Annotated in this window: 18 protein-coding genes; 15 read left to right on the top strand and 3 right to left on the bottom strand. The window is 72.9% G+C overall.

Going from position 1 to position 19,551, the window contains the following annotated elements; genetic code table 11:
• Window positions 1-181 precede the first annotated feature (181 nt).
• The 3 genes from ACWDX6_RS03955 to ACWDX6_RS03945 form a co-directional block, all read right to left on the bottom strand.
• Window positions 182-841, bottom strand: a complete 660-nt coding sequence (locus tag ACWDX6_RS03955) for a response regulator (protein WP_451483499.1) — start codon at window positions 839-841, stop codon at window positions 182-184.
• 120 nt (window positions 842-961) lie between these two features.
• The gene (locus ACWDX6_RS03950; RefSeq protein WP_451483498.1) at window positions 962-2,251 is read right to left on the bottom strand and encodes a sensor histidine kinase; all 1,290 of its coding nucleotides are present in this window, start codon (window positions 2,249-2,251) and stop codon (window positions 962-964) included.
• Window positions 2,252-2,502: 251 nt separating this feature from the next.
• A complete protein-coding gene (locus ACWDX6_RS03945) occupies window positions 2,503-3,669 on the bottom strand; it encodes a sensor histidine kinase (protein ID WP_451483340.1) in 1,167 nt (388 codons plus the stop codon).
• A 241-nt stretch (window positions 3,670-3,910) separates the two neighbouring features.
• On the opposite strand from ACWDX6_RS03945, the gene ACWDX6_RS03940 reads away from it, so the two are divergent.
• The 15 genes from ACWDX6_RS03940 to ACWDX6_RS03870 all read left to right on the top strand — a co-directional run bounded on the left by ACWDX6_RS03940 (window position 3,911) and on the right by ACWDX6_RS03870 (window position 19,514).
• Complete coding sequence (locus ACWDX6_RS03940) at window positions 3,911-4,312, top strand: NADH-quinone oxidoreductase subunit A (protein WP_356886292.1); 402 nt, start codon at window positions 3,911-3,913, stop codon at window positions 4,310-4,312.
• On the top strand, window positions 4,303-4,929 hold the full coding sequence (locus ACWDX6_RS03935) for an NADH-quinone oxidoreductase subunit B (RefSeq protein WP_451483339.1): 627 nt from the start codon (window positions 4,303-4,305) through the stop codon (window positions 4,927-4,929). Before ACWDX6_RS03940 ends, ACWDX6_RS03935 begins: the two co-directional genes overlap by 10 nt.
• Window positions 4,926-6,188: an NADH-quinone oxidoreductase subunit C gene (locus tag ACWDX6_RS03930; RefSeq protein ID WP_451483338.1), complete on the top strand. Its 1,263-nt coding sequence runs from the start codon at window positions 4,926-4,928 to the stop codon at window positions 6,186-6,188. Before ACWDX6_RS03935 ends, ACWDX6_RS03930 begins: the two co-directional genes overlap by 4 nt.
• Entirely contained in the window at window positions 6,185-7,153 is a 969-nt protein-coding gene (locus tag ACWDX6_RS03925; RefSeq protein ID WP_451483337.1) for a complex I subunit 1/NuoH family protein, read from the top strand. The genes ACWDX6_RS03930 and ACWDX6_RS03925 overlap by 4 nt, the downstream gene beginning before the upstream one ends.
• Window positions 7,153-7,866 (top strand): NuoI/complex I 23 kDa subunit family protein, encoded by a 714-nt coding sequence (locus tag ACWDX6_RS03920; protein WP_451483336.1) that lies wholly within the window; start codon window positions 7,153-7,155, stop codon window positions 7,864-7,866. Before ACWDX6_RS03925 ends, ACWDX6_RS03920 begins: the two co-directional genes overlap by 1 nt.
• Window positions 7,863-8,417 carry an NADH-quinone oxidoreductase subunit J family protein gene (locus ACWDX6_RS03915; RefSeq protein ID WP_451483335.1) on the top strand — a complete coding sequence of 185 codons (555 nt, stop codon included), beginning with the start codon at window positions 7,863-7,865 and terminating at the stop codon, window positions 8,415-8,417. The genes ACWDX6_RS03920 and ACWDX6_RS03915 overlap by 4 nt, the downstream gene beginning before the upstream one ends.
• Window positions 8,417-8,788 (top strand): NADH-quinone oxidoreductase subunit NuoK, encoded by a 372-nt coding sequence (nuoK, locus tag ACWDX6_RS03910; RefSeq protein WP_451483334.1) that lies wholly within the window; start codon window positions 8,417-8,419, stop codon window positions 8,786-8,788. The genes ACWDX6_RS03915 and nuoK overlap by 1 nt, the downstream gene beginning before the upstream one ends.
• A complete protein-coding gene (locus ACWDX6_RS03905) occupies window positions 8,785-10,776 on the top strand; it encodes an NADH-quinone oxidoreductase subunit 5 family protein (protein ID WP_451483333.1) in 1,992 nt (663 codons plus the stop codon). Before nuoK ends, ACWDX6_RS03905 begins: the two co-directional genes overlap by 4 nt.
• A 27-nt stretch (window positions 10,777-10,803) precedes the next feature.
• On the top strand, window positions 10,804-12,357 hold the full coding sequence (locus ACWDX6_RS03900; RefSeq protein WP_451483497.1) for a complex I subunit 4 family protein: 1,554 nt from the start codon (window positions 10,804-10,806) through the stop codon (window positions 12,355-12,357).
• On the top strand, window positions 12,354-13,889 hold the full coding sequence (locus ACWDX6_RS03895; RefSeq protein WP_451483332.1) for an NADH-quinone oxidoreductase subunit N: 1,536 nt from the start codon (window positions 12,354-12,356) through the stop codon (window positions 13,887-13,889). Before ACWDX6_RS03900 ends, ACWDX6_RS03895 begins: the two co-directional genes overlap by 4 nt.
• A 41-nt stretch (window positions 13,890-13,930) precedes the next feature.
• Window positions 13,931-14,419, top strand: a complete 489-nt coding sequence (mscL, locus tag ACWDX6_RS03890; RefSeq protein ID WP_451483331.1) for a large conductance mechanosensitive channel protein MscL — start codon at window positions 13,931-13,933, stop codon at window positions 14,417-14,419.
• Window positions 14,420-14,578: 159 nt separating this feature from the next.
• Entirely contained in the window at window positions 14,579-15,442 is an 864-nt protein-coding gene (htpX, locus tag ACWDX6_RS03885; RefSeq protein ID WP_451483330.1) for a zinc metalloprotease HtpX, read from the top strand.
• The gene (locus ACWDX6_RS03880; RefSeq protein ID WP_451483329.1) at window positions 15,439-15,843 is read left to right on the top strand and encodes a YccF domain-containing protein; all 405 of its coding nucleotides are present in this window, start codon (window positions 15,439-15,441) and stop codon (window positions 15,841-15,843) included. The genes htpX and ACWDX6_RS03880 overlap by 4 nt, the downstream gene beginning before the upstream one ends.
• 415 nt (window positions 15,844-16,258) lie before the next feature.
• Window positions 16,259-16,444: a hypothetical protein gene (locus ACWDX6_RS03875; protein WP_451483328.1), complete on the top strand. Its 186-nt coding sequence runs from the start codon at window positions 16,259-16,261 to the stop codon at window positions 16,442-16,444.
• A gap of 7 nt (window positions 16,445-16,451) precedes the next feature.
• Window positions 16,452-19,514, top strand: coding sequence for a helix-turn-helix transcriptional regulator (locus ACWDX6_RS03870; protein WP_451483327.1), 3,063 nt, complete (start codon window positions 16,452-16,454; stop codon window positions 19,512-19,514).
• The last annotated feature ends 37 nt before the right edge of the window (window positions 19,515-19,551 follow it).

The raw sequence follows: 19,551 nt of genomic DNA, 5'->3' as shown, positions 1-19,551 counted from the left end.
ACGACGGTAAGGGCGGCCTTCCCGGGACTTCTCGCAGAGCGGACCTCTTTTTGAGACGCCCTCTTGCCCTGGATTATTACGTTATGTCGTGCCCTTACCGTGAACGGAGCGTGACGCTCCGCTCGTACTTCGGTCCTACGACCGTTCCGGTCGCTTCCTCGTCCGGCAGGGTGTCAGGTCGTCACGAGTTCAGGTAGGTCAACACCGCGAGTACCCGACGGTGATCCCCGTCACTCGGCGCCAGTCCCAGCTTCAGGAAGATGTTGCTGACGTGCTTCTCCACGGCGCCGTCGCTCACCACGAGCTGCCTCGCGACCGCCGAGTTGGTCCGGCCCTCCGCCATCAGGCCGAGAACCTCCCGCTCACGGGGGGTGAGGTTGGCCAGCACGTCCTGCTTGCGGCTGCGGCCGAGGAGCTGCTGCACGACCTCAGGGTCCAGCGCCGTACCGCCCCTGGCCACCCGGACCACCGCGTCCACGAACTCCCGGACCTCCGCCACCCGGTCCTTCAGCAGATAGCCCACGCCCCGGCTGGAGCCGGCGAGGAGCTCGGTGGCGTACCGCTCCTCCACGTACTGCGAAAGGACCAGGACCCCGACGCCGGGGTACTCCTTGCGCAGCCGTACCGCCGCTCGCACGCCCTCGTCCGTATGGGTGGGCGGCATCCGCACGTCGGCCACCACCACGTCCGGCAGCGCGTCCTCCCCGGCCAGCTCGGCCACGGTCTTCACCAGCGCCTCGCCGTCACCGACACCGGCGACGACCTCGTGCCCCCGGTCGGTCAGCAGCCGGGTCAGCCCCTCCCGGAGCAGCACCGAATCCTCGGCGATGACCACCCGCACCCTGTCCGCCACGTCTTCCACGCCCACGATCCCGCAGCCCCCATGTCGATGTTCCGATGAGCCCCCAGCATCGCAGCAACGCCGTTCCCCCGGACGGGTGCAGGGGGAGGGAGCGGCCGGTCACGCGCGCCAGGGCAGCTCCGCCGTGACCGTCGTCGGGCCGCCGGCCGGCGAGTCGACCGCAAGGATGCCGTCGACCGCGTCGAGCCGCTCCGTGAGACCGGCCAGACCGCTGCCGCCGGCGATGTCCGCGCCGCCCCGGCCGTCGTCCCTGACCTGGAGCATCAGCCGGTCGCCCGTGCGCCACACCTCCACCGACGCGCGCCGTGCCCGCGCGTGCTTGGAGACGTTCTGCAGCAGCTCCGACACGGTGAAGTAGGCGATGCCCTCGATCGCCGGGGCCGGCCGGGTCGCCAGATCCACCTGCACCGACACCGGGACCGTGCACCGGGAGGCCACCGCCGACAGCGCCGCGTCCAGACCGCGGTCGGTGAGGACCGCCGGATGGATGCCCCGGGCCAGATCGCGCAGCTCCCGCAGCGCGATCTTGACCTCGCCGTGCGCCTCCTCCACCATCCGCGCCGCCGCCTCCGGGTCCTCCAGGAGCTTCTCCTTCGCCAGACCCAGATCCATGGCCAGCGCCACGAGCCGGGCCTGCGCGCCGTCGTGGAGATCGCGTTCGATACGGCGCAGGTCGGCGGCGGCCGTGTCCACGACCACGCCCCGGTCCGACTCCAGCTCCGTCACCCGCGTCGCCAGCCGCGACGGACCGAGCAGCCCCGACAGCATCAGCCGGTCCACGGCGGCCAGCCCGCGGATCAGCCACGGCCCCACCAGCACGAAGAGCAGCCCCACGGCGCTGGTGACCGCGATCTCGAAGGGCGAGTCGAGATAGAAGGCGTGCGTCCTGTCGCCGTACAGCTGAAGGCCGTCCTGTCCCCCGTACAGCGGGAACACCCACTGCCACAGCGGATACGTGAAGAGGGACCAGCCCCAGCCCATGAAGGCCACCGAGACCGAGAAGGCGAACACCGCCCACGGGAAGTGGAGGACCGCGTACAGCAGATGGCGCCAGGACGCCCCGCTCTTCAGCATCGCGCCCATCCACGCCATCGGCCCGCCGCCGGGACGGCCCCGCGCCGGCTCGGGCGCCCCCACGTCCAGCCGCAGCAGAACGCGCGCCCGGGCCCGCTCCACCGCGCCGAAGCCGCGGCACATCGCCAGCCCCGCGGCCAGGACCGGAATCCCCAGGAAGGTGATCAGCAGACCCGCGCCCGCCGACACCATGGCGACGGAGAGACCGAAGTACAGGCAGGCGAGCGGCAGCCCGAGCAACAGGTGGCCGAACTCCCGCCAGGTGCGGGCCTCGAACGGCGCGCGGATCGCTGCGGGAAGGCGGTGGAGGGCCATCGCTGGTGTCCGTTTCTGCTCGAAGAGGTCCATGCGGTGCATGCCTCAAGACTTCCGGTCCGGCGCCCGCCGGACCATGAGGAGGGTCGGCGTCCTGGGCGGGGGATTTCCCTACCACCCGGGACGGTTACGGGGACGGGGGCGGGGCGGCGCCATCGGTGCGCAGCCCACGCGCCCGGGCTCACGCGCTCGGCCTCACGCCGCCGGGCTCACGCGCCCCCAGCTGGCGCGCCCGGCTCACACGCCGGGGCTCACGCGCCCGCCCGCTCCCGCCACGGCAGCTCGGCCGTGACCGTCGTCGGACCGCCCTGCGGCGAGTCGAGGACGAAGACCCCGTCCACCGCCCCCAGCCGGTCCGCGAGCCCCGCCATCCCCGTGCCGCCGTCCAGCCGCGCCCCGCCGCGGCCGTCGTCCCGTACCTGGAGCAGCAGCCGGTCGTCCCGGCGCCACACCTGCACCGAGGCGGAGCGCGCCCGCGCGTGCTTGGAGACGTTCTGGAGCAGCTCGGAGACGGTGAAGTACGCGATGCCCTCGATGGCCTCGGCCGGACGCCGGTCCAGATCGACGCTCACCCGCACCGGCACCGTGCACCGGGCGGCGACGGCGGACAGGGCCGCGTCCAGACCGCGGTCGGTGAGGACCGCCGGATGGATGCCGCGGGCCAGATCGCGCAGCTCCCGCAGTGCCAGCTTCACCTCGCCGTGCGCCTCGTCGACCATCGCGGCCGCCGCCTCCGGGTCCTCCAGGAGCTTCTCCTTCGCCAGACCGAGCCCCATCGCCAGCGCCACGAGCCGGGCCTGCGCGCCGTCGTGGAGATCGCGCTCGATACGGCGGAGGTCGGCGGCGGCCGTGTCCACGACCACGCCCCGGTCCGACTCCAGTTCGGCGACCCGCCGCTCCAGCTCGTCGGAGGGCGACAGCAGACCGCGGACCATCGCCCGGTCGGCGTTGGCCAGACCGCGTGCGATGAACGGCAGTACGGGCCAGAGCACGATCAGCCCGACGAGGGCCACCGTGAACGTCACGACCCCCCAGGGCAGCCGGATGAACCCGTACAGCATCGCCCGCCACGCGACCGGATCCTTCAACGCCGTCCACAGCCAGGGCAGCAAGCCGTGCCGGCGGGGGAGCGGACTGGGTTCCTCCACCCGTACCCCGAGGAGCGCCCGGGCCCTCGCCCGCTCGGCCCGGCCCATCCCGCGCGCCCCGGCCAGACCGAGCGCGAGGAGCGGCAGACCGATCACGGTGACGGACAGGCCCACCCCGACGAGGACCGAGACCACCGCGTACACGAAACCGACCAGCGCGAACGGCAGATTGGCGAGGAGGAAGGAGACCTCCTGCCAGGTGTGCCGGCCGTAGGCGAGGCGCGCGGGCGGCAGTCTGTCGCTGTCAGGGCTTTCGGAGTCGACGCTCATGGGCCCAAGCCTGCCGGTCGGGAGTCCGGCGACGCCATGGGGTCCGTGGGTGGGCCGGAGTAGGGATATCCCCACCGTGCCGCCGGCTGTGACCCCGCCGGTGCCTCCCTCCGCGTCCGCGGCGGCCCTCCTCGCGCGCCGCGCCGCCCACTCCTCGACACGACCGCTTACCGGCTCTTTACGAGGGCCTAGACTCCCGTGCGTACAGATCGTCGATACGGGCAGGGAGCGAGGGGTGGACGTGCCGGATCCGACCGTACGGGCGGGACTCGCGGCGGACTACTTCCAGACGTACTCCGTCGTCGGGCTGCTCGCCGCCCTCGGCGTGCTCTTCGTCGCCATCGCCTTCGGAGCGGGCCGGCTGCTGCGGCCCGTCGCGCCGACGCCGGAGAAGCTGCTGACGTACGAGTGCGGCGTCGACCCGGTCGGCGAGGGCTGGGCCCACACGCAGGTCCGCTACTACGTCTACGCTTTTCTGTACGTCATCTTCGCCGTGGACTCGATTTTCCTCTTCCCCTGGGCGACGGTCTTCGCGGCGCCTGGCTACGGCGCGACGACGCTGGTCGAGATGTTCATCTTCCTCGGCTTCCTGGCCGTGGGACTGCTCTACGCGTACAAGAAGGGCGTCCTGACATGGACGTGACCCCGCAGACCCCGCAGATGTCCCGGACCGGGCAGGTCCCGGCGGCCGGGCGGTCGTCGCAGCCGACGCCGCTGCCGGCCCCCACGCTCGGTCCCCTCGCCCGACTCGCTCCCGAGCCGATGAAGGTGGTCCTGAACTGGGGCCGCCGCTACAGCCTCTGGGTCTTCAACTTCGGCCTCGCCTGCTGCGCGATCGAGTTCATCGCCGCGTCGATGGCCCGGCACGACTTCATCCGGCTCGGTGTCATCCCCTTCGCGCCCGGACCGCGCCAGGCCGACCTGATGATCGTCTCCGGCACGGTGACGGACAAGATGGCACCGGCGGTGAAGCGTCTCTACGAACAGATGCCGGAGCCGAAGTACGTCATCTCCTTCGGCGCCTGCTCGAACTGCGGCGGCCCCTACTGGGACTCGTATGCGGTGACGAAGGGCGTCGACCAGATCATCCCCGTCGACGTCTACGTCCCCGGCTGCCCGCCGCGCCCGGAGGCGCTGCTCCAGGGAATCCTGAAGCTCCAGGAGAAGATCGCCCGGGAGTCCCTGGGCGAGCGGTACTCGGCCCCCTCCGTGGGCCAGCTGACCAGCGGCCTTGTCTCCCCGCCGGGCGGTGAGAAGTGAACGCGTACGACACCCTGCCGGACGCCGTGACCCAGGTCTTCGGCGAGGAGGCGACGGCGGAGCGGGCGTACGACCTGCTCACGGTCGACGTGCCGGCGGACTCGTGGATCGCGGCACTGGAGACCGCCCGGTCCACGCTGGGCTGCACGTACTTCGACTGGCTGAGCGCCGTCGACGAGCCGGGCACGGGCTTCCGCGTCTGCGCGCACGTGGTCGCGCTGGAGGGCGGCACGGTCCGCCGCCTCCTGGTGCGCACGACCGTCCCGCACGAGGCGGCGACCCTGCCGACGGCGGTGGGGGTCTACGCGGGTGCGGCCTGGCACGAGCGCGAGACGCACGAGATGTTCGGCGTCACCTTCACCGACCACCCGAACCTGGCCCCGCTCCTCCTCCCGGAGAACTTCGAGGGCCACCCGCTCCGCAAGGACTTCGTCCTGGCGGCACGGGTCGCCAAGGCCTGGCCGGGCGCGAAGGAGCCGGGGGAATCCGAGCACGGCGGACCCAAGCGCCGCCAGATGCTCCCGCCGGGCGTCCCCGACCCCAACGACTGGGGCCCCCTCAAGGGCCAGCTCCCCCCTGCCCCGGCCCGCCCCGCCCGCACGGCGCGCACCCGCACGACGACGGAGGGCGCGGCACCGGCCGCGGCCACCCCGCGCCGCGCGCGTACGACGGCGGAGGGCTCGGCGAGCCAGGCGGCCGAGACCCCGGCGGCAGCCCCCGAAGCAGCTACGGAAGCACGCCCTGAAGCGGGCCCCGCGCGCCCGGCGCGCCGGGCGCGCTCCGTGAGCGAGGGCTCGGCGACGCAGCGCGCCGAGACACCGGCCGTCAGCGGTACGGACGGCGGTACGGACGGCGGTACGGACGGCGGTACGGAGGCGACTCCCCAGGCCCGCCCGCCGCGCCGCACCCGCAGCGCGGACGCCCCCTGGCACCACGCCCGCCCGGCCTTCGAGGACGAGCCCCCGGCTGCCGGAGAACCGGCACAGGCGCCCAAGCCGTCGGCCGAACCGGCCCCCGGGAGCCCGGCCCCGAAGAGCCCGGCCGCCGAGAACCCGGCCTCCGCTACGGAACCGGCCCCCGCTACGGAACCGGCCCCCGAGAGCCCGGCCCCTAAGAGCCCGGCCGCCGAGAACCCGGCCCCCGAGAGCCCGGCCGCCGAGCCGAACCCCGGCCCCCAGCCCGACCCCGCTCCCGACCCCGAGGGCGGTTCGCCGGAGGACCCGTCCACCCACCACCCCGCCGGAGGCGATCCCGCGTGAACGACGCACTCGACGTCGCCCTCCGGCTGCTCGTCGTCTTCGGCGTGTTCCTGGTGCTGCCCCTCGTCATCGGGCAGACCGAGCACAAGGTCATGGCCCACATGCAGGGCCGCCTCGGCCCCATGTACGCCGGCGGCTTCCACGGCTGGGCCCAGCTCGTCGCCGACGGGGTGAAGTTCGCGCAGAAGGAGGACGTGGTCCCGGCCAACGCCGACCGCCGCGTCTTCCAGCTCGCCCCCGCCGTCGCCCTCCTCCCGTACCTCCTCGTCCTCGTCGCCATCCCCATCGGCCCGAGCGAAGGAGCCGTCGGCGTACTCGTCGACGCGGGCATCTTCTTCGTGCTCGCCGTGATGGGCGTCGGCGTCCTCGGCAGTCTCATGGCCGGCTGGGCCTCCGCCAACAAGTTCTCCCTCCTGGGAGGACTCCGCACCGCCGCCCAGCTCCTCTCCTACGAGCTGCCGATGCTCCTCGCCGCCGCCTCCGTCGCGATGGCCGCCGGCACCGTCTCCCTCCCCGGCATCCTGAACGCCTTCGAGTGGTGGTGGCTGCCCTGGCAGATCGTCGGCGCGCTCGTCTTCTTCGTCGCCGGCCTCGCCGAGCTCCAGCGCCCGCCGTTCGACATGCCCGTCGCCGACTCGGAGATCATCTTCGGCGCGTACACCGAGTACACCGGCCTCCGCTTCGCGCTGTTCCTCCTCGCCGAGTACGCCGGCATCGTCGTCCTCTGCGGTCTGACCACCGTCCTCTTCCTCGGCGGCTGGCACGGCCCCTTCGGCGCCGACGGCCTCGGCTGGGTGTGGACCCTGCTCAAGACCGCGGTCCTCGCCTTCGTCGTCATCTGGCTGCGCGTGAGCTACCCCCGCCTGCGCGAGGACCAGCTCCAGAAGCTCGCCTGGACGACGCTCGTCCCCCTCGCCCTCGCGCAGATCGCGCTCACCGGCATCGTGAAGGTGGCGATCGACTAATGGCCCCCATCCCCGGCAGCGGCCTGGCGAAAGGCCTCGCCGTCACCCTGCGCACGATGACCAAGCGCGCGCACACCGCCCAGTACCCCGACGTCCAGCCCGAGCTCCCGCCGCGCAGCCGCGGGGTCATCGGACTGTTCGAGGAGAACTGCACGGTCTGCATGCTCTGCGCCCGCGAGTGCCCCGACTGGTGCATCTACATCGACTCCCACAAGGAGACGGTCCCGGCCGCCGCCCCCGGCGGCCGCGAGCGCAGCCGCAACGTCCTCGACCGCTTCGCCATCGACTTCTCCCTCTGCATGTACTGCGGTATCTGCATCGAGGTGTGCCCCTTCGACGCGCTCTTCTGGTCGCCCGAGTTCGAGTACGCCGAGACGGACATCCACGACCTCACGCACGAGCGCGACAAGCTCCGTGAGTGGATGTGGACGGTCCCCGAGCCGCCCGCGCTCGACCCGGCGGCGGAGGAGCCGAAGGAGATGGCCGCGGCCCGCAAGGCGGTCGAGAAGCAGGCCGCCGCCGAAGCCGCCGCCCGGGCCCAGGCCCAGGCGGAGGCGCAGCCCCAGCCCGGGTCCGCACCGGGAACCCCCGGCGGTCCCGGCACCCCCGGCGGTCCCGCCACCCCCGAGCCCCAGACGCCCGGCGCCTCGGACACGCCCGGAGGCCCCGAGTCCCCCCGCGCCCCCCGTTCTTCCGAGGGAGGTCCCGCGTGAGCCTCGCCGCCGCCCATCCCGGCTTCCTCTCGCCCTCCGGCGTCGAGATCGCCTTCCTCCTCGTCGGCCTCGTCACCCTCGGCGCGGCCCTCGTCACCGTCACCACCCGGCAGCTCGTCCACGCCGCCCTCTGGCTGGTCGTGACGCTCGGCGGCATCGCCGTCGAGTACCTCCTCCTCACCGCCGAGTTCATCGCCTGGGTCCAGGTGCTGATCTACGTCGGCTCCGTCGTCGTCCTCCTCCTCTTCGGTCTCATGCTCACCAAGGCCCCCATCGGCCGCTCCCCGGACGCCGACTCCGGCAACCGCCCGGTCGCCCTCGCCGTAGCCCTGGCCGCGGCCGCCGCGCTCGTCTGGGTGGTCGTCGACGCGTTCCGTACGACCTGGATCGACCTGGACGGACCGGCCCAGGGCTCCACCAAGGTGTCCGGCGAGATCCTCTTCCGGCACTGGGTGCTGCCCTTCGAGGCCCTGTCCGTCCTCCTCCTAGCCGCCCTGGTCGGCGCGATCGTCCTCTCCCGCAAGGACCGCCCCGAGGAAGGACCGCGCTGATGCACCTCGCCTATCCCGCCGTCCTCGCCGCCCTCCTCTTCTGCGTCGGCCTCTACGGCGTCCTCGCCCGCCGCAACGCGATCCTGGTCCTGATGTCCGTCGAGCTGATGCTCAACGCCGTCAACCTCAACCTCGTCGCCTTCGACGTCTGGCTCCGCGACACCCTCCACGCCGGCCAGGCACTCACCCTCTTCGTCATCGCCATCGCCGCCGCCGAGATCGGCATCGGCCTCGCGATCGTCCTGATGGTGTACCGCAACGGCGGCACCTCGGACGTCGACCGGCTTCGCGACACCGCGGAGGCCGACGGGGCCTCCGCGTCCGACGAGACCTCCACGTCCGGCGACGAGAAGGCCGAGGCCACCGCGTGACCACCACGACCCTCGCCGTCCTCGTCCCCCTCCTGCCCTTCCTCGGCGCCGCCGCCGGTCTCCTCCTGGGCCGCACCGCGCCCGGCTTCGTGCGCCCGCTGGCCGTCCTGCCGACCCTCGCCGCGGCCGTCCTCGCCGTCCTCGTCGCCATCCGCCAGGGCGGCGGCAGGACCGTCGAAGCCGCCACCCAGCTCACCCCCACCGGCTCGGTCCCCATCGACCTGGCCCTGCGCCTCGACGGCTTCGCCGCCCTCACCGCCGTCCTGGTCTGCGTCGTCGCCGGCTGTGTGCAGATCTACTCCACCGGGTACCTCCGCGACGACCCGCGCTACCCCTCGTACGCCTCGCTCGTCTCCCTCTTCACCTCCGCGATGCTGCTCGTCGTCTACTCCGGCGACCTGATGGTGCTGCTGGTCGGCTGGGAGATCATGGGCATCTGCTCCTACTTCCTCGTCGGGCACTACTGGGAGACCCCCGAGGCGCGCGCCGCCTCCCTGAAGGCCTTCCTGGTCACCAAGCTCGGCGACGTGCCGTTCCTGATCGGTCTGTTCGCGCTCGCCGCCGACGCGGGCACCTTCCGGATCGGCGGGATCCTCGGCGCCGTCGCCGCGGGCGGCCTCGACCACCCCACGCTGATCGCGCTTCTGCTCCTCGCCGGCGTGGCGGGCAAGTCCGCGCAGTTCCCGCTGCACACCTGGCTCCCCGACGCGATGGCCGGCCCCACCCCCGTCTCGGCGCTGATCCACGCGGCGACGATGGTCGCCGCCGGCATCTACTTCATCGCCCGGCTCCTCCCCGTCTTCGCCGCCTCCGCCGCGGCGCTGACCGTGCTCGCCGTGATGGCCGCGGTCACGATGGTCGGCTCGGCGCTCGCCGCCCTCGCCCAGGACGACATCAAGCGGGTCCTCGCCTACTCGACCATCGGCCAGCTCGGCTACATGGCGGGCGCCCTGGCCGTCGGCGACCGCGGGGCCGCCGTCTTCCACCTCCTGTCCCACGGCGCCTTCAAGGCGCTGCTCTTCCTCGCCGCCGGGGCGATCATCCACGCCGCCGGCACCAACTCGCTCTCCGCGATGTCCCGGATGAGCGGCCTGACCAAGCGGATCCCCGACGCGTACTGGACGATGACCGTCGCCCTGCTCGCGCTGGCCGCCCTCCCGCCGTTCGCCGGCTTCTTCTCCAAGGAAGCCGTCCTCGTGGCCGCCGAGCACACCGCCCTCGGAGACCGGACCGTCGCCCCCGCCGGGGCCGGCTGGACCGTCCTCGTCGCGGGCCTGGTCACCGCCCTGCTCACCGCCGCCTACGCGACCCGCCTCTGGCTTCTCGCCTTCCGCGGCCGTGGCGCCGAGGTCCCCGACCACGGCCGCCAGCCGATCGCCATGACCACGGTCCTCTGGGTGCTCGCCGTCCCCTCCCTCGGCTTCGGTCTCGCCGTCACCCACCTCGACGACTGGTTCGACGGCCAGGCCCTCACCCCGACCGCCACCACCGCCGTCCTCGGCACGGGCATCGCCGTCATCGGCGGCGCCGTCACCTACGCCGTCTGGCAGCGCACCCGCGCCCTCGCCGCCGGCACCCCGCTCGGTGCCGTCGCCGCCCACCCCGAGGGCGACGCCGGCCTCGTCGAGGCCGAGGCGATCGCCGCCCACGCCCCCGCCTACGGCGATGTGGCCTCCGCCCCCGACCCCGCCGACCCCGGCCGCGTCCTCCTCGGCCCGCTGCACCGCCACGCGGTCACCGGCTTCCACCTGGACGCCCTCTACCGGACCCTCTTCGTCCGCCCCGTCCTGGCCGCCGCCTCCCTGGTCCGCTTCCTGGACCGCGAGGTCGTCGACACCTACGTCAGCGGCGCGGGCACCGGCACCAACTGGCTGGGATGGCTCGTCCGCCGCGCCCAGACCGGCAACGTGCAGACCTACCTCAGCGCCCTGCTCGCCGGCTCCGTCGTCCTGGCGATCGCCGCCGTCCTCGTCGCCGCCGGAGCGTGAGCCGTGATCGATATCAGCGAATCCGTGATGCAGTTCCTTCTCGCGTTGATCGTCGCCGGGCCGCTCCTCGGCGCCGCCGCCGCCCTCCTCCCGGCCCCGCCCGGCCTCAAGGGCAGCTCACCCGACCAGGCCGTGCTCCGCCACGGCGTGATCGTCACCGGCGCGATCCTCGCCGCCACGATCGTCCTCACCCTCGGCTTCGACCACGGCCGGCCGTCGAAGATGCAGGCGAGCACGGACATCACCTGGATCCACGCACTCGACGTGCGCATCCACCTCGGCGTCGACGGCATTTCCCTCCCCCTCCTGGTCATGACCGCGCTGCTGACCTTCCTCTGCGCGCTCTACAGCTACTTCAAGATGCCGAGCGGGCCCTCCCCCAAGGCCTTCGTCGCCCTGCTGCTCGTCCTCGAGTCCGGCACCCTGGCGACCTTCGCGGTCCTCGACCTCGTGCTGTTCTTCCTCGCCTTCGAGATGGTCCTCATCCCGATGTACTTCCTCATCGCCCGCTGGGGCGGCGAGGGCAGGCAGGCCGCCGCCTGGAAGTTCATCCTCTTCACCCTCCTCGGCTCCGTCGTCATGCTGCTCGGCCTGCTCCTCATCGGCCTGAAGGCGGGCACGTTCGACATGGTGGCACTGGCCACTGACAACGGCCGCGGACTGACCACATCCGTGCAGGTCATCGCCGTTCTGGCGATCGGGATCGGGCTCGCCGTGAAGACCCCGATGTGGCCCCTGCACAGCTGGCTCCCGGACGCCCACACCGCCGCCCCGACCGTCGGCTCCGTCCTCCTCGCCGGCGTCCTGCTGAAGATGGGCACGTACGGCTTCGTACGGATCGTCCTGCCGATCGCCCCCGACGGCATGCGGGTCTTCGCCCCCTACCTCGCCGCCTTCGCCGTCGCCGGCGTCATCTACGGATCCCTCGCCTGCCTCGCCCTCGCAAGGCCCGGCCGCAAGGGCGACCTCAAGCGTCTGATCGCGTACTCCTCCGTCGGCCACATGGGCTTCGTGCTCCTCGGCATCGCGACCATGACCCCCACCGGAGTCAACGGCGCGCTCTTCGCCAACATCGCCCACGGCCTCATCACCGGCCTGCTGTTCTTCCTCGTCGGCGCCCTCAAGGACCGGTACGGCACCGCCGACCTCGACACCCTCGCCGGCGCCACCGGCGCCGCCCTCTACGGCCGCGCCCCCCGCCTGGGCGGACTGCTCGCGTTCGCCGCCGTCGCCTCCCTCGGCCTACCCGGGCTCGCCGGGTTCTGGGGCGAGATGCTGGCCCTGTTCGGCGCCTTCGACCCGGCGGAAGGTCTCAGCCGCCCCGCCTTCCTCACCTTCATGGCGATCGGCGCCTTCGGCACCCTGCTCACCGCCGCCTACCTCCTCCTCGTCGTCCGCCGTGTCTGCATGGGCGGCCCCCGCCCCTCCGGCGAGACGGCCATCGCCGACGTCCAGGGCTACGAGTTCGCCGCCTGGACCCCGCTCGTCGCCCTCACCGTCCTCGCCGGCCTGTGGCCCGCGGTCCTCCTCGGCCTCACCGACCCGGCCGTGCAGCAGCTCCTCGCCGGAGGCAAGCAGTGACCCCTACAGCCGCGAGCCTCGTCCAGTCCGTCGACTGGCTCACGATCGCGCCGCCCACCCTCACCGCGGTGGCCGGCCTCGCCGTACTCGTCGCCGACCTCTTCGTCCCCGCCCAGCGCAAGCGGCTCCTCGGCTGGGCCGCGATCGCCGGACTCGTCGCCTCGATCGCCCTGCTGATCCCGCTGCGTGCTGGCGACCGCTCGACCTTCTGCCTCACCCCCGAGGCGGCCGAGGCCGCCTCGATGGCGCGGGCCGCCTCCGGGGCCGCCGGTTGCAGCTACACCGCCGACCACTTCACGCTGGTCATCCAGTTCCTGGTGCTCGGCGGGGCGCTCCTCACCGCCCTGCTCTCGCTCTCCGACACCGAGGAGAAGCTGCCGGCGGGGGAGTACTGGTTCCTGCTGCTCTCCTCGGCCGCGGGCGCCGCGCTGCTGCCCGCCTCACGTGACCTCGCCACCCTCGTCGTCGCCCTCGAAGTGGCCTCGCTGCCCGCCTTCGCCCTCGTGGGCCTGCGCCGCGGCGACCGGATGTCCAGCGAGGCCGCGCTGAAGTTCTTCCTCTCCTCGGTCACCGCCACCGCCGTGACCCTGCTCGGCGTCAGCTTCGTGTACGCCGCCACCGGCACCCTCCATCTCCCGGAGATCGCCCAGCGGCTCGACGACGTCCCCGCCCAGCTGCGGACCCTCGCCGAGGCGGGCGTGGTCCTGACCCTGATCGGCTTCGCCTTCAAGACCGCCGCCGTCCCCTTCCACTTCTGGGTCCCCGACACGTACGTCGGCGCCCCGCTGCCCGTCGCCGGCTACCTCTCCGTGGTCGGCAAGGCCGTCGGCTTCACCGGCCTCATCCTCGTGACCGTCGTCGCCTTCCCCTCGTACGCGCACGTCTGGGGCCCGGCGCTCGCCGTCCTCGCCGCGCTCACCATGACCGTCGGCAACGTGGCCGCCCTGCGGCAGGTCTCCACGCGCGCGTGGAGCGCGGTCCGGCTGCTCGCCTGGTCCTCCGTCGCCCAGGCCGGCTACCTCCTGGTGCCGATCGCCGCCGCCGCGTACTCCAGCGACGACCAGATCGGCGCCACCGTCGCGTACGCGCTGATGTACGCCGTCGTGAACCTCGGCGCCTTCGCCGTGGCGGCACTGGTCGCCCGGAGCCGGCCGGAGAACCGGATCGCCGACTACCGCGGCTTGTACGCCACCCGGCCGCTCACCGCCCTCACCATGGGTTTCTTCCTGCTCAACCTGGCCGGCCTGCCGCCCGGCATCATCGGCCTCTTCGCCAAGGTCACCGTCTTCTCGGTGGCGGTCGACGCCGGACTCGGCTGGTTGGCCGTCGTCATGGGCGTCAACGTCGTGATCGCGCTCTACTACTACCTTCGGTGGACAGCGCTCCTCTTCCGCGCCCCGAAGGGGGAGCCGGTCAGCCACCGCGTCCCCGCCCCGCTGACCGCGGCGATCGCGCTGACCGCCGTCGCGGGCGTCGTACTGTCGGGCTACCCGCAGTTCGCCCTCCGTTTCGCGGCGAACAGCCTCTTCTGACCCTGTCGCGCCCGACAGAGAAGCACCAAGGAGCATCACCCGTGCTGAACGGCTTCAAGGACTTCATCCTCCGCGGAAACGTCATTTCCCTGGCCATCGGTCTGGCCGTCGGATCGGCGTTCACGGCTGTCGTCAGCGGCTTCAGCAAGGCGTTCATCACCCCGCTCATCGGCCTGGCCACCGGCTCGGTCGGCGACTTCAGCGAGGCCAGCTTCACCATCCGCGGCGCCGTCTTCCCGTACGGCCTGCTCATCGCCGCCACGATCGCCTTCGTCATCACCGCCGCGGTGCTCTACTTCCTGGTCGTCGTCCCCATGACGAAGATCCAGGAGCGGTTCGCCCGCCAGGAGACGGACATCAAGTCCGAGAAGCGCGACTGCCCCGACTGCTTCACCGAGATCCCGGCCGTCGCCACCCGCTGCGCGCACTGCACCAGCCACGTCGAGCCGGTGGCCACGGCGCTGGGGAACGCCCTCGACAGCTCCCTGGACAGCCCCCTGGAGAAGACCGCGGTCCCCGCCGCGCGCTGACCGACCGGCCCCCGTCACCCGGACGGCCCACACCGCCCTCCGTGCCCCCAGGGGAACCCGTGCCTCCCGCCTGGCGTTGACCAGTACGGGAGGGTCCACTGGACCAGTGGACCAGCACCGAGCAAGGGTTCCCCTGCCGCACGACTTGGAGGGCGTACCGTGCACCGCCGGCACAACGGGCTGAGGACCGCCGTACTCCTCGGAGGGCTCTCGGCCCTCATCATCGTCATCGGCAGCTTCTTCGGACGTACGGGGCTGATCGTCGCGCTCCTCGTGGCGCTCGGCACCAACGCGTACGCCTACTGGAACAGCGACAAGCTGGCCCTGCGCGCCATGCGGGCCCGGCCGGTCAGCGAGTTCGAGGCCCCTGCCCTCTACCGGATGGTGCGCGAGCTCTCGACCCAGGCCCGCCAGCCGATGCCCCGGCTCTACATCTCGCCCACGCAGGCCCCCAACGCCTTCGCCACCGGCCGCAACCCGCGCAACGCCGCCGTCTGCTGCACGGAGGGCATCCTGCGGCTCCTCGACGAGCGCGAGCTGCGCGGCGTCATCGGCCACGAACTGAGCCACGTCTACAACCGGGACATCCTGATCTCCTCGGTCGCCGGCGCCCTCGCGTCCGTGATCATGTTCCTGGTCAACTTCGCCTGGCTGATCCCCGTCGGCCGCTCCAGCGACGACGACGGCCCCGGACTCCTCGGCATGCTGCTGATCATGATCCTCGGCCCCGTCGCCGCCTCCGTCATCCAGCTCGCCATCAGCCGCTCCCGCGAGTACGAGGCCGACGCCTCCGGCGCTCAGCTCACCGGCGACCCGCTGGCCCTGGCCAGCGCCCTGCGCAAGCTCGAAGCCGGCACGAAGCAGCTCCCGCTGCCGCCCGAACCGAGGATCGAGACCGCGAGCCACATGATGATCGCCAACCCGTTCCGGCCAGGACAGGGACTGTCCAGGATGTTCTCGACGCACCCGCCGATGGCGGAGCGCATCTCCCGACTCGAGCAGATGGCAGGTCGCCGCCCGTGAAGACGATCCTCAACGTCATCTGGCTGATCCTCTGCGGCCTCTGGATGTTCCTCGGCTACCTCCTCGCCGGCGCCCTGCTGTGCGTCACGATCATCGGCATCCCGTTCGGGGTCGCCGCCTTCCGCATCGGCGTCTACGCCCTGTGGCCCTTCGGCCACACGGTCGTGGACCGGCGCGACGCCGGCGCGCCCTCCTGCGTCGGCAACGTGCTCTGGCTGGTCCTCGCCGGCTGGTGGCTGGCGCTCGGCCACATCGTCACCGGCATCGCGCTCTGCGTCACGATCATCGGCATCCCGCTGGGCCTCGCGAACTTCAAGCTGGTCCCCGTCTCCCTGCTGCCCCTCGGCAAGGAGATCGTCCCCACGGACCAGCCCTACCCGTACGGGTACGCCGCCCACTAGGGCTTCGGCCCCACCTAGGGTCTTTCGTTTGGATCATGCCGGGCTCGCGTGCCCTGGCACCGCGCCTCGCCGCGTTGTCGTCGGTCGCCAACTCCCCCGTAGCCCTTCGGGCACGGGTGGTGCCCCCACCGCGTTGGCTCCCTCCTCCGCCTTGCGATCCGTCCCCTCGGCCCTGGCGGGCCTGGGGAGACCCCATGCACCAGACCCCGCTCCCTGATCCGGCCTGATCCAAACGAAAGACCCTAGGGCCCGCGCCCGGCGGACCAGGGCCGGGCACCCCCTAAGGCACTCCCGGACGCCCCCTAAGGCCCCCCTCACCCCGAACATGCGGCACTCGCCCGATGCGGCCGCACCCCCTGGGCGACGACAGTGGAGGCATCGCGAGAAGCGACACCGACACCCCAGGGAGAACGAGATGTTCGCGTACGAACTGCACCGCGCCCACCACGCCGACCTCGTCCGTGAGGCCACCGCCCAGCGGCTGTCCCGGCAGGCCGCCAAGGCGCGGCGGGCCGCGAAGGCCGCCGCCCGCCGGTCCGGCGACCATGACGGGGAAGGGCGGGTGGGAGCCGAGCGGAGCCGCTTCGCCAGGGCGGCGTGACCCCCGTATGAGCACGGCCCCGGACGGCTGTGCGATGCTCGGCGCCGTGGAGACCAGCTCAGTCAGCCCCGTGTTCGTCGGCCGGGCCGGCGAACTCACCGCCCTCACCGACGCGCTCGCCCGGGCCCACGCGGACGGCGAGCCCCAGGCGCTCCTCATCGGCGGCGAGGCCGGTGTCGGAAAGACGCGGCTCATCGAGGAGTTCGTCGACGCCGCCCGCGCCCGGGGCGCGATCGTCGCCCTCGGAGGCTGCGTGGAGGTGGGCGCGGACGGGCTGCCGTTCGCGCCCTTCTCCACCGCCCTGCGCTCCCTGAGCCGCCGGCTCCCCGAGGAGCTCGCGGCCGCCGCGGCGGGACAGGAGGGCGAACTGGCCCGCCTGCTGCCCGAACTCGGCGACGTCGGCAGCCACGAGCCGTCCAACGAGGACGCCACCGCCCGCCTCTTCGAACTGACCGTACGGCTCCTGGAGCGGCTCGCCGCCGACCACACGATCGTGCTCGTCCTGGAAGACCTGCACTGGGCCGACGCCTCCACCCGGCACCTGCTCGCGTACCTCTTCCGCACCCTGCTCCGCGGCCGGATCGTGGTCGTCGCCAGCTACCGCGCCGACGACCTCCACCGCCGCCACCCGCTGCGCCCCCTCCTCGCCGAACTGGACCGGCTCCGGACCGTCCGGCGTATCGAACTCCCCCGCTTCACCCGGGCCGAGGTGCGCCGCCAGCTCACCGGCATCCTCGCCGCCGAGCCCGCCCCGGCCCTCGTCGACGAGATCTTCGAGCGCTCCGACGGCAACGCCTTCTTCGTCGAGGAGCTCGTCGCCTCCCACGGATCCGGCCGCGCCCCCGGCTCCCTCACCGACTCCCTGCGCGATCTGCTGCTCGTACGGGTCGAAGCGCTGCCCGAGGACGCCCAACGGGTCGCCAGAACCGTCGCCGAGGGCGGCTCCACCGTCGAGTACGCGCTGCTCGCCGCCGTCGCCCGGCTCTCCGAGGACGACCTCATCGAGGCCCTGCGCGCCGCCGTCGGAGCCAACATCCTGCTCGCCGTCCCGGACGGCGACGGCTACCGCTTCCGCCACTCCCTGGTCCGCGAAGCCGTCAGCGACGACCTGCTGCCCGGCGAACGCTCCCGCCTCAACCGGCGCTACGCCGAAGCCCTGGAGGCCGACCCCTCGCTGGTACGGGCCGACGAACGCGCCACCCGCCTCGCCACCTACTGGTACCACGCGCACGACCCCGTCAAGGCGCTCCCGGCCGTGCTCCGCGCCTCCGTCGACACCCGCAAGCGCGCGGCGTACGCGGAACAACTCCGTCTTCTGGAACGCGCCTTGGAGCTGTGGGACGAGGTCCCCGCCGAGGTGCGCGGCTCCCTGCGGCCGCTGGACCACGCCGAGGCCTACCCCGCCTGCGGCTGCGACCCGGAGACCACCCCGCTGCGCTACCTCGACCTGCTCGCCGAGGCCGCCGTCGCCGCCCGCGTCTGCGGCGAACGCGAACGCGCCCTGAAGATAGGCAAGATGGCGCTGCGGCTGCTCGAAGGGGACGACGGCGAGGAGCGCGACCCGCTGCGCGCCGCCTGGTTCTGGACCGAACGCTCCCGCGTCATGTCCGGCCTCGGCCGCTCCGACGGCTGGGCCGAGATCGCCACCGCGCAGGAACTCGTCCGCGGCCTGCCCCCGTCGCCCGTCCACGCCGTCGTCCTCGCCGTGGCCGCCGGCTGGGGCATGCTCCACAAGCCCGGCCCCGAAAGCCTCGCCGCCGCCGAACGGGCCTACGAGTACGCGCGCCTGGTCAAGAACGAGGCGATCGAGCTCCACGCCCGGCTCACCCTCGGCACCCTCCAGGTCTCCGCCGGCGACCGCGACGCGGGGATCGCCGCCCTCTACGAGGTGCGCGACCGTACCCTCGCCCTCGGGCTCTACCACGAGTCCGCGCGCGCCCACATCAACCTCTCGCACGCCCTGGAGAACCTCGGCCGCTCCCGCGAGGCCGTCGAGGTCGCCGACGACGGCATCCGCTTCGCCCGCGAGCACGGACTGCTCGACAGCCAGGGCTGGATCCGCGCCAACCAGGCCGAGTCGCAGCTCCCCCTCGGGCTGTGGGAGGAGGCCCAGCGCAACTGCGAGTGGCTGGAGCGGGCCGGCACGAGCTCCAAGCCGCGTGGGAGCGCCGCCGTACGCCTGGCCCAACTCGCCGTCGCCCGAGGGGAGCTGGACACGGCCGCCACCCTGCTCGCCGCCGCCCGCGGCCACTACGGCACGGCCGACCCGATGCCGCAGTACACGGTTCCGGTGGAGCTGGTCGAGCTGAGCATCGCCGCCGCGGCCGGACGGATCCAGGACGTACGGACCGTCCTCGCCCGGGCCGCCGGGAGCGGCTTCCCGCCCGGCACCCACCGCGAAGGCTGGCCGCTGCTCCTCGCCGCCGCCACCGCCGAGGCCGACGGCCTCGGCCTGCCCGCCGCCGCACCGGGACGCGACGAGGCGCTGGCCCTGATCCGCCGGTGCGCGCGGCGGATGACGACCCCGGCGCCCGTCTGGCAGGCCTACTCCCTGCACGTCTCCGCCGAGCTCGACCGCGCCGAGGGCCGCGGATCCGTCGAGCGCTGGGCCGAGTGCGTCGCCGCGTACGAGCGGATGGAGCGCCCCTACCAGCTGGCCCTCGCCCGGCACCGCCTCGCCGACGTCCTCCTCGTCGAAGGCGGCCGGCGCGAGGAGGCCGCGGCCCTGCTGCGCGGGGCGCACGCCACGGCCGTACACCTGGGAGCGCATCCGCTGCGCGAGGACGTGGAGCTCCTGGCCGCCCGCGCCCGCCTCCCGCTGACCGCACCCGACAGCGCGCCCCCGCCGCGCCACGGCGGCGACGCCTTCGGCCTGACCCCCCGGGAACAGGACGTGCTGCGCCTCGTCGCCGCCGGCCGCACCAACCGCCAGATCGCCGAGGAGCTCTTCATCTCCCCGAAGACGGCGAGCGTCCACGTCTCCAACATCCTCGCCAAGCTCGGCGTCTCCGGCCGAGGCGAGGCCGCCGCCATGGCCCACCGCCTCCACCTTCTCCGGGAAACCGTCTGAACGACCGCACCGAACGGGCAGACTGGCAGCCGACCGA

Source organism: Streptomyces sp. NPDC003027 (genome assembly GCF_053591435.1).
Note: the sequence above shows the minus strand (reverse complement) of the source record. Positions and strands in the feature narration are given on the sequence as shown.